Annotated in this window: 8 protein-coding genes and 3 pseudogenes; 4 read left to right on the forward strand and 7 right to left on the reverse strand. The window is 57.0% G+C overall.

Annotated features, from left to right (window positions below):
• Positions 1-109: 109 nt before the first annotated feature.
• Genes B0G83_RS37590 through B0G83_RS37610 form a run of 5 tightly spaced genes read right to left on the reverse strand, consistent with a single transcriptional unit; the run spans position 110 to position 5304 of the window.
• On the reverse strand, positions 110-1168 hold the full coding sequence (locus tag B0G83_RS37590; RefSeq protein WP_105512319.1) for an extracellular solute-binding protein: 1059 nt from the start codon (positions 1166-1168) through the stop codon (positions 110-112).
• Positions 1169-1184: 16 nt separating this feature from the next.
• On the reverse strand, positions 1185-2036 hold the full coding sequence (locus B0G83_RS37595) for an ABC transporter permease (RefSeq protein ID WP_219849072.1): 852 nt from the start codon (positions 2034-2036) through the stop codon (positions 1185-1187).
• Position 2037: 1 nt separating this feature from the next.
• Entirely contained in the window at positions 2038-2907 is an 870-nt protein-coding gene (locus B0G83_RS37600) for an ABC transporter permease (protein WP_105512320.1), read from the reverse strand.
• A gap of 1 nt (position 2908) precedes the next feature.
• A complete protein-coding gene (locus B0G83_RS37605) occupies positions 2909-4120 on the reverse strand; it encodes an ABC transporter ATP-binding protein (protein WP_105512321.1) in 1212 nt (403 codons plus the stop codon).
• On the reverse strand, positions 4117-5304 hold the full coding sequence (locus B0G83_RS37610; protein WP_105512322.1) for a pyridoxal-phosphate dependent enzyme: 1188 nt from the start codon (positions 5302-5304) through the stop codon (positions 4117-4119). The genes B0G83_RS37605 and B0G83_RS37610 overlap by 4 nt, the downstream gene beginning before the upstream one ends.
• A gap of 140 nt (positions 5305-5444) precedes the next feature.
• Here B0G83_RS37610 and B0G83_RS37615 point away from each other — a divergent pair, with 140 nt between their 5' ends.
• The 3 genes and pseudogenes from B0G83_RS37615 (at position 5445) to B0G83_RS39685 (ending at position 6965) form a co-directional block, all read left to right on the forward strand.
• Positions 5445-6365: a LysR substrate-binding domain-containing protein gene (locus B0G83_RS37615; protein ID WP_181157188.1), complete on the forward strand. Its 921-nt coding sequence runs from the start codon at positions 5445-5447 to the stop codon at positions 6363-6365.
• Between the two features lie 100 nt (positions 6366-6465).
• Positions 6466-6648, forward strand: a pseudogene (locus B0G83_RS39680) (helix-turn-helix domain-containing protein); the annotation flags it as partial.
• 128 nt (positions 6649-6776) lie between these two features.
• Positions 6777-6965 (forward strand): winged helix-turn-helix domain-containing protein, encoded by a 189-nt coding sequence (locus B0G83_RS39685; RefSeq protein ID WP_374954979.1) that lies wholly within the window; start codon positions 6777-6779, stop codon positions 6963-6965.
• Between the two features lie 47 nt (positions 6966-7012).
• Here the strand turns inward: B0G83_RS39685 and B0G83_RS37625 are convergent.
• A pseudogene (locus tag B0G83_RS37625) lies at positions 7013-7232 on the reverse strand (IS110 family transposase); the annotation flags it as partial.
• Between the two features lie 72 nt (positions 7233-7304).
• Between B0G83_RS37625 and B0G83_RS37630 the strand changes: the two are divergent.
• Positions 7305-7855: pseudogene (locus tag B0G83_RS37630) on the forward strand (IS630 family transposase); the annotation flags it as partial.
• 43 nt (positions 7856-7898) lie between these two features.
• Here B0G83_RS37630 and B0G83_RS37635 read toward each other — a convergent pair.
• Entirely contained in the window at positions 7899-9008 is a 1110-nt protein-coding gene (locus B0G83_RS37635; RefSeq protein WP_258168511.1) for a DMT family transporter, read from the reverse strand.
• Between the last annotated feature and the right edge of the window lie 581 nt (positions 9009-9589).

A 9589-nucleotide genomic window follows, 5' to 3' on the forward strand; every position in this document is an offset into this window, starting at 1 on the left:
CGTCCGGGTCCATTTCTTCGCGCGGACCGCCTCCCGTACCTGCTGCCCAGACGCGCTACTCAATTCTTCGTGCAACATGTTTCACCTCCGATAAATAGTCAAGATTTGCTTATTGCTGGACCCAAGCATTCCAACGCTCGAGCAAACTGTCGCGATTCGCGTTAATCCATTCGGCGTTTGGAGCAATAAATTTGGTGTGCAGTTCTTCTGCACTCGGGAGATTTTTCTGCGCGTCGGGTGACATCATTTTCATTGCATCGGCACTTGCCGGCACGCAGCCGAGATTCTCACAATGTTTGGCCTGCACGGCCAACGAATTGGCAAAGAATGCCAACAGCTTTTCCGCAGCGGCTTTGTGAGGTGCGCCTTTCGGGATCATGGCTCTATCAGAGATCATGATCGCCCCATCGAAGGACGACTTGATATTCAGGCCCTCCTTCTGAAGGACACTGGCACGAGTCTTCCACATCATCCCGCTTGAGTACTGGCCGCTTCTATAGCCCTGGATACTTTGATCGCCTGTCCTCCACCACATCGTAATCTGCGGCTTGATCTGATCGAGCTTATGCAGCGCCCGATTTACGTCCAGAGGGAAGAGTTGATTCAAAGGAACACCGTCGGCCACCAGCGCAACCGCCATGACTCGCCAAGGGTCACCAAAGTCGGGCAACGCCCTCCCTCCCGGAAAACGCTTGGTGTCCCAAAATTCCGTCCAAGTCGACGGACCGCCCTTCGGGTACTTGTCGCCGTTGTAAACCAGATAGGTAACGCCGTAGTCGAGATTGAGTCCTGTTGAATCACACGCACCAGGAAGAAGACTTTTTCCGGTTATCTGATGGCAGAATCCAGTCATGTCTTCCGTAATGGACGTCACACGTTTCGCATGAGCTTCAATGTCTCCTAAAATAATGACATCCCAATTTACCGAACCCGTCTGCGCCATCGCACGCAATCGCGCAATCTGCTCCTGTGCCTCCGCAGTTACGACATTGACCTGAATCCCGGTCGCTTTCGTGAAAGGCTCGAAGAGGCTGGAGCGCAAGCTCTGCTGGTAGGCCCCGCCTGGCGTAGCGACCGTAATGGAGTCCTCGGCGCGACTCGCCTGTGCACAACAGAGTCCGAAGCCACCAAGCAGCAGCACGCTTACAAATTTTGCGATCAATTTCATTTCAGTCTCCTAACTTTCAATTTTTTTCGGATTTCCCGCTTGCCCGTCTCTCCAGCACCCGAATTGCTGCCATGAGGGCCAACGAGAGAAGGATCGTCACAGTTGCCACCGCTGCGATGACCGGCGTGAGGTTGTAATCGATGTCCTCGAAAAATTTCCGCGTAATAGTCTTCCCTCCGGTATCCGAGAGGAAGAAAGCCACCGTTGCTTCGTCAAAAGACGCGAGGAATGCGAATACCGCTCCAGCTGCCATTCCGGGAACAATGTCGGGCAAAACGACGGAGAAAAATGTCGTTACGCGCGTCGCACCGCAATTCAATGCCGCCCGTTCGAGCATGGGATCAAAGCTCTTCAAGGCTGCGGAAACGGTGATGACGACGTAGGGGACCGACAACACCGTATCCGCGATCAAAAAGCCGCCAAAATTTCCTACCAATCCGAGTGGCGCGAAGAACAGATACAGCGCGATTGCGATAACGATATGCGGCACGATCAATGGGCTCAGCGCAATGGCCTGAATCGCCGCCTTGCCTGGAAATGCCCCCCTCACCAACGCGATGGACGCCATGGAGCCAATGACCGTCGAAGAAATCGTCGTCGCGCAGGCAATCTTCAGGCTAAACCAGGTCGCCGACATCCAGTCGACGTCGCCGAAATATTGCATATACCACTTTAGCGAGAGCACGCGTGGCGGAAACTGGATGTAGGACGCATCGCCGAACGACATCGCCACAATAATCAGGATCGGGACGATGAGGAACAGAAGCACCAAAAGTGCGATGCCAACTAACACCATCGTCCCAACGGATACGGGAAACTTGGTCTCACCGACTAGCTGTGTCGGCAAATCGATGGAAGGATTTTTCATATTACAACTGCCCCGAGAAGGACATGAACCGCCGGAAGACCACCGTGACCGCGGTGGTCGCCGCCAGAAGGAGTGTGGAAATCGCCGCCGCGAACGGCCAGTTGAACGTCTGCGTGACCTGCTGACCGATCAGCGTCGCGATGAGCAGCGTACTCGGCCCGCCTACCAGCGCCGGGGTCACGTAGAAGCCCAGAGCCAGCACAAAGACGATCAGTGATCCTGCATATATGCCCGGCATACTGAGCGGCAGGGTTACGGTGCTGAACGTCCGCAGCGCACTCGCACCCAGATTCGAAGAGGCTCTGGATAAATCGACGGGAATCGCCTTCAGCGCGCCATAGACGGGCAATATCATGTACGGCAACAGCACATGCACCATCGCCATAATCACAGCCCCCTGGTTGTATATCAGCTTCAGTGGTTCATCGATCAGGCCCGCACCGAGCAACAGGTCGTTCACGATCCCGTTGCGCTGAAGCAGCACGATCCACGAGTACGAGCGAACCAGCACGCTGGTCCACATTGGAATCAGGATACAAGCGGTCACGAAGAATGCGGTCTTGCCTTTGACGCGAGCCAGTAGCCAGGCCACCGGGTAGCCAAGCAGACAGGTAATGCCGGCGACAGCCAGCGCGATAACAAATGTTCGAGTAAACACCCGCACGTAGAGTCCCGACGCAACATGCTCGTAGTGTTCAAACGTCAATCCTGGGGAAAACACACTCGTCAGGAGCAGCTTCCCGACCGGATAGACGAACGCGGCAAGCAACAGCACGAGAAATGGCAACAGGAGCAGCAACGAAGACAGCGGACCATAGCTGTCTGCGGACGGACTCTCGGCTCGCCTGCTTGGTTTTGCGGACGCCTCCATTTCAGCCTCCCCGGAACACATGTAGAGCCGTCGGCTCGAAGGTGATGTCGACCGCCTGCCGCTCGTCAAAACCCTGCTCTGCAGATGCGCCCGACTGACTTTGAACGTGCAAGACGGTCCCGTCCGCGAGACGGACGACGTACCACTGGAACGCGCCGACATACGCTCTCGCTTCGACGACGCCCGTGATACTGCTCGCGACGCCTTGACGCGCCCGTTCGATGCGTACGCGTTCCGGCCGGATCGCCAGATCCAGCCTGTCACCCACCAACGGCGACATGCCGTCGCGGACGTGGTGTTGCGGCAAGCGGATGAGCACGTCCCCCGCCACGCGGACGGTGACGCTCTCGTCGTCGACCGCCATGCAACTGGATGGGATGAAGTTCATTTTTCCGATGAAATCCGCAACGAACGGCGTTGCAGGACGCTCATAGAGTTCGAATGCCGTGCCGACCTGCTGGATGCGCCCATTGTCCATGACGGCGATTCGGTCCGACATGGTCAGGGCTTCCTCCTGATCATGCGTGACATATACAACCGTCACACCGAGCCGCTGCTGCAGTTGCTTGATCTCGATCTGCATGCGCTCGCGCATCTTCTTGTCGAGGGCGCTGAGCGGCTCGTCCATCAGAAGCACGGGCGGTTCGAACACCAATGCGCGTGCAACGGCAACCCGCTGCTGCTGCCCGCCGGACAGTTGATTCGGCATGCGGTCCCCGAAGCCATTAAGCCCCACCATCGACAGCGCGCGTTCGACTCTGTCGGGAATCTCGGCCTTCGGCACCTTTCGCATCCTGAGCGGATACGCGACGTTCTGACTCACAGTCATATGGGGAAACAGCGCGTACCGCTGAAATACCATGCCGATGTTTCGCTTGTTGGGCGCGATCCGCGTAATGTCGCTGGTGTCGAGCGTCAGGCGACCTTCAGACGGAAGTTCGAACCCCGCCAGCATCATCAGGAGCGTGGTCTTGCCCGATCCGGATGGACCCAGAAGGGACAGGAACTCGCCCGCGCGGACGTCTAAATCAATGCCGCTGACCGCTGCCGTGCTACCGTACCGCTTCGCGAGATTCTCGATCCGGATGGGCGCGCCGTCGATTGCGGCGGCAACCCGGGAAGAGGGCTGCGACGCGTCCTTGACGGATCCTGCCCGTCCCTGCTCTGCAGGATTGGAAACGGCCAGGGCCGCCGTGGGTTGCTTGGTGTTCATGCTGGCACTCGCAAAGTGGTGGCGTCTACGGCAACCGGGTCACGATAGCCGGCACTCGTACCGATCAGGACGACCTTGTCCGTCGGAGCAAGACACCCTTGCGCCAACAGGTGAGGAATCGCCGCGTAGGGAGCGGCTGCACAGAGTTCCAAGTAGATGCCGAACTTCTTCGCCAGATCGCGCTGCGCAACAGCGGCCATTTCATCGGATATCGCGAGCGCTGTCCCATTCGTTTCGATCACTGCGCGCAAAGACTGGTCTGTAGCGGTCGTACCTGCTGTCGAGGCCTGCTGGGTCGAGCCAGGAAATTGATCTGTGATCACGGCCTCGTTGTGAAGCACTTTCGAGATCCGGGGGAACGGCTCGACCGCGATGAGTTTCGGCAGCGGCCCATTCCACCGCCCTTGTTTTGCTAGCATCGCGAAGCCCGCCGCGATACCCCAGATGATGTCGCCTCTGGCTGTGGGCACGACCACCGCATCCACGCCATCCCTGCACTCTGCCGCCAGTTCGAACGCAACCGTTTTATAGCCTTCGACGCCCCACGCGCAACTCCCGACAGGCGGCAACAAATAGTTCGTGAGCGGAAACCATCCTTCGTTCGTCACCGCCTGTTCCATCACCCGCCAACGATCCAGGCTGTTCTCGGCGACGACGACATCAGCCCCATAGGTCGAAAGTGCTTGACGAACGGGTTTGGGCAAGCCAGCCGTCACGATCACCTGCGACACAAGGCCGGCTTTGGCCGCATAGCACGCCATCGAGATCCCGGCGTTGCCCGAGCTGGCGCAGATGATGCCGCCAGCCCCTACCTCCACAGCGCGTGCCACCGCCAGTGGACTCATACGATCCTTGTGACTGCCGGTCGGATTCATCCACTCGGCCTTGATCCACAGTTTGCTGACGCACGTCGATTCGAGCTCGATGAGCGGCGTGCCGCCCTCGCCCAGCGACGGCCATTCCAAATAGGGAAGATAGCGGCCCCATCGCAGCATGTCGCCGCCCGCCGGCAGAGATCCGCTTTCCCACTTCTGCTCGCCATAGACGGCCGCAACGCTGGTCGGGCGTCCTGCGGCACGCCCCTCGGGACAGCCGCCCGGATAGTCTCCGACCGGCAGCAGCGCCCCGCCGGCTAACGATCGAAAGCCCGAAAGACCGGGGTTTTGGCGATATACATTTGACATCAAAACGTCTCCTCCAAGTTCCGCGTTGGAATCCCTAGCGCTATCAATCCAAGGGTGCTACCAGGACTACATTGACTCACTTGGCGTGCTATTCTGTCCAATGCATACAAAATTGGATACCATGCTTTGAGGTAATGTCCATGGAGGCGAGACAGATTGAGGTTTTCCGGGCTGCTGCTGTTTATGGCGGCTTCACTCGGGGGGCGGAGGCGCTTGGAATTACCCAGCCGGCCTTGACCCGCGCGATCGCGCGGCTGGAGGCCAGCATTGGATTTGCTCTATTCGAACGGGGCCACGGACCGGCTCGCCTGACGCCCGAAGGGGCAACTTTCCTTCGCGAAGTTGAGCGGAGATTTGTCGGGGTTGACCAGTTGCGCCGTATCGCTCAGGACATCAGAAATTTTGGAACGGGTCGACTGCGTATCACCTGCATGCACGTCTTTGCAAACGGGGTGGTCCCCGCAGCACTGCAGCATTTCCGACGATCCTTTCCAGAGGTAACGATATCGCTTCAGGTACGGCCCTCGGCGACCGTGTACGAATGGGTGGCCGGGAGTCGCTGCGACATCGGGATCGCGGGTCCCAAGAGCGGTTTTCTCGGCGTCGAGGAAGAACCGCTTCTTGCGCCGGCTGGTGTCCTGGCGGCGCCGCTCGGACATAAGCTCGCCCGGTTAAGGCGCGCAATAAGGCCGACAGACCTGGATGGAGAGCCGTTCCTCTCATTGGCACTGGAGGACAGCACGCGCCATGCGATCGACCAGATCTTTGCTGATGCACACGTGCACCCGGCCATCCAGATCGAAACTCAATACGCTGAAACGCTCTGTGCCTTGGTAGCGAAGGGACTCGGAGTAGCCATCGTCAATCCGGTAGTTGCAGCAGAGGTGAAGCATCTACCTATCGTCATGCGGCGTTTCGAACCACATGTGCGGTTCGAAAGCCGCCTTTTGTGGCCTGCCGCGCATCCCCGCACCCGAATTGCTGAGGTATTTGTGGCATGCATGCGAGAAGAAGCCATTCGGAGCATTCATGCATTGTCATATGCGAGTGAGCTATTGTGAGTGCCCTCGCACCCGCCGATTATTGAAATTTACAAAAACATGACAACCGATTCGATTCTGGTGCGTTATATCTCCGGTGGAATGATTGGAGACGCGTGCCGTGGCGAAGAAGCCGTTAGACGATGCAACCAAGAAGCGCTTGCGAGCGGGTCGGATGCTGCTGGCGGGCAAGCGGCCAGCGGAGGTGGCGTTGGCCGTCGGGGTAGCCCGACAAACGGTGTACACGTGGAAGGGTTTGCTTGATGAAGGCGGAATTAATACGCTACGGGCGGCGCCAGGTCGGGGCCGCCCCGCAAGCTCGATGGGGAGCAATTGGCGCAACTGCGACGCGTGCTACTGCGGAGCCCGACCGAGCATGGCTTTGGTACCGAACTATGGACGCTCAAGCGCGTCGGCATGCTCATCAAGCGCATGTATGGCGTCGAGTTTAGCCAAACGCAGGTTTGGCGCCTGCTTGGGACGCTGGGTTTCAGCGCGCAAAAACCCGAGCGGCGTGCGATCGAGCGAGACGAGGAAGCTGTACGCCACTGGAAGCGACACACTTGGCCTGCGCAAAAAAAAATCTATGGTCACGCCCATTTTTGCAACCTTGATTTTTGACGTTGTGGTTGGCTTGCTTAAATCTATCCGGCGTCGTTGTGGGGATATCTGACCTGCTGCCCGAACGCCGCTAGTTTGCGCGCCATGTGATGGGCACTGGCGCAGGCTTCCATGACCACGGCACAGGCGTGAAACGTGGCCAAAAACTCCACCAGTTGCTTGCGGGCTCACCTTCTTGCGAAACACGGCTTTGCATTGCCGGTCCTGCCCGTGAAGGTGAAACGAATGCTTGCCCAGATCGATCCCAACCAGCGTCACGTCTTGCATGATGGCCTCTCCAGAAAGGAAAACACCCTACAGCGTAACCCGCAGTGTAGGGTGGGGGTGACCATCTCATTAGCCCAGCGCGAAGGGCGATTGATTGTCTTTATGATTGTCTTTATCGACGAGACCGGCATCAGCGAGCGCCCCACGCGGGTTCGTACTTGGGCGCCAAAGGGGCAAACGCCAGTCATCCAGTTTCATTTCAACTGGATCCATGTCTCGGCGATCGCCGGCCTCAGTCGCACGAACTATCTGTTTCGGCTGTACGAAGGCAGCGTCAAGAAAGAACAGGTGGTCGAATTTCTCAAGGCGCTCAAAGCGCATCTGAAGCAACCGCTGCTGATCATCTGGGATGGTGCCAGGCCGCATCGCGCTGCAATGATCCGCGAATATCTGGTGGATTCCCTCGATGGACACATTCATGTGGCCTTCCTGCCGCCGTACTCTCCGGAACTCAATCCCGTCGAATACCTGTGGGCATGGCTGAAGCGCCACGCGATAGCAAACTTCTGCCCCAACTGGACAACTTCAACGAGTTGCGAACCATCGCCCGCAACAAGCTCAAGAGCGCTCAGCGCCGGCCGTCGATTATCGCCGCGTGCTGGATTCAGGCAACGTTGTCGTGATGTCATGATTTATGGAAAGATCAATGAGCTGCCAATTCTGGAGTCACGTTCGCGAGCCCAACGTCCGTCGAGCGGTCGCGCCATCTTCATCGATGCGCCTGTTAGACCAACACAGATAGAGGGCGCTTCCGACAATTACGCCGGATCCGAGCGCAGCCTGCACTGAAATAGCCTCTCCCCAAATCAGGTACTCGAAAGCGATCGCCCATACGATGCCAAAGTAGCGGAAGCTAGCGAGCAATGAGGCTGCAGTGTTTGCAAGCGCGACGGTAAGCATGAGTTGCGCTGCGCCAGCGGTCAATCCAAGAAGTGCCATGTACCCGAAATCCTTCGTGTCAGGCGTAACCCACGCGACGACAAGTGACATTCCGCTAAGAATCGTAGCAATCGTTGTGAAATAGAAAACGATTTCCACCGGCTCTTCGGATCTGGAAAGTTTCTTGAGCTGAATGAATGAACCAGCGGAAAACATAGCGCTAAGCAAGACCAAACTCACTGCAAGAAATGACCCGCGATTTCCTGTCAAGGAAAAGGAAACAAGTGCAACTCCGGAGAACCCAACGATCGAAGCGATCGTCGTTGAAAGGTGGAAACGTTCGGACAGTATGGCGATGGCAAATAAACCGATGAACATTACGTCGGTATACTGGAGCGCCATCGCGGTTGACAGAGGAAGATTGGCCAAACCCGAAAAGAATAATACTCTCGAGCCAAGTACCATGACGGCCCGAAGAAAATGCCCCGCGAAGCGATATATCATCAACTTTTTTCCACGATCACCTCGAAATCTAAATACGCACGCAGCAGGCACTAGCCCGAATAGCATCCGGAAGAACGTTATTTCGTTGGCTGGATATCGCGCCGAAACAAGTCTCGCGATGGCGTCAGCCACGGCAAAAAGAAAGACCGCGAAAAACATAAACACAAATCCGGCCGACGTCTTCTTGTTAAGCGGACGGGAAAGCCGCCTTAAGCGCACTAACATGTCGCCAATCCTCGATAGTTTCACAATGGCATGCAAAAGCGCCAAGCATTCTTTGATGCATTGACGACGCGTATGACCACGACTTCTGTCCAAAAATATGCCCGTTTCTGGTTCATACGTCATCAATGATGCTGCAACGCTGCATCGACGTGAGTTCTGCGCGCTCATCTCCAAAGGAGAACCATGTGCTCTGAGATAACGTGAACCGATCGCAGCGGCCCGAGCATCAATTTTTTGGATGCCGTTCTAGTGTACCGTCCCCTTGCATTGGATATCAGTTGCCCGACAGTCGAGCCACGCGAGGTAGAAGCCAAATCTATGCCACCCGCGAAGCACTCTCTGAACAAGAGTCAGTAAGTCACTGCTTGTTGCCCCGTCGCGCCGACGCCTAAAGCCGACAAGCACTCCGAATTTCTGTCGATATTGCGACAAAGCCGACACCCCAGCCATGCGAGAATCCACGCTCGACCTCCTGTGCGGGTCTGCGGGACCATCGGAGAAGTAAGGCGTTCTCCGCTCGCGGATGGGACCGGACAGTCGGGAACCCGCAAAGCGGGCACGGGAAGGGAGATAGTCGATAACGGCGCTGTGCGTTATCTTCACCGTTACGTAGCATTTCTCAAATACGTTTTCTCGGATTTGCGTCGCACTGATTTAAGGAATATCTGCAAAAGTCCTGGCATTACGTTGCTGCCGAGCTATCCTGGAAACGGAGCGGATTTTGTGAGGAGCAACATGATGACGCAGCT

The organism is Paraburkholderia sp. BL21I4N1, from assembly GCF_002973525.1.
Lineage (GTDB): Bacteria > Pseudomonadota > Gammaproteobacteria > Burkholderiales > Burkholderiaceae > Paraburkholderia.

Bases quoted from the DNA above. Each gene is read 5' to 3' on its own strand.
- B0G83_RS37590 (WP_105512319.1), bottom strand. From the start codon at position 1,168: ATGAAATTGATCGCAAAATTTGTAAGCGTGCTGCTGCTTGGTGGCTTC.
- B0G83_RS39685 (WP_374954979.1), top strand. From the start codon at position 6,777: ATGTATGGCGTCGAGTTTAGCCAAACGCAGGTTTGGCGCCTGCTTGGG.
- B0G83_RS37615 (WP_181157188.1), top strand. From the start codon at position 5,445: ATGGAGGCGAGACAGATTGAGGTTTTCCGGGCTGCTGCTGTTTATGGC.
- B0G83_RS37605 (WP_105512321.1), bottom strand. From the start codon at position 4,120: ATGAACACCAAGCAACCCACGGCGGCCCTGGCCGTTTCCAATCCTGCA.
- B0G83_RS37595 (WP_219849072.1), bottom strand. From the start codon at position 2,036: ATGAAAAATCCTTCCATCGATTTGCCGACACAGCTAGTCGGTGAGACC.
- B0G83_RS37600 (WP_105512320.1), bottom strand. From the start codon at position 2,907: ATGGAGGCGTCCGCAAAACCAAGCAGGCGAGCCGAGAGTCCGTCCGCA.
- B0G83_RS37635 (WP_258168511.1), bottom strand. From the start codon at position 9,008: ATGAGCGCGCAGAACTCACGTCGATGCAGCGTTGCAGCATCATTGATG.
- B0G83_RS37610 (WP_105512322.1), bottom strand. From the start codon at position 5,304: ATGTCAAATGTATATCGCCAAAACCCCGGTCTTTCGGGCTTTCGATCG.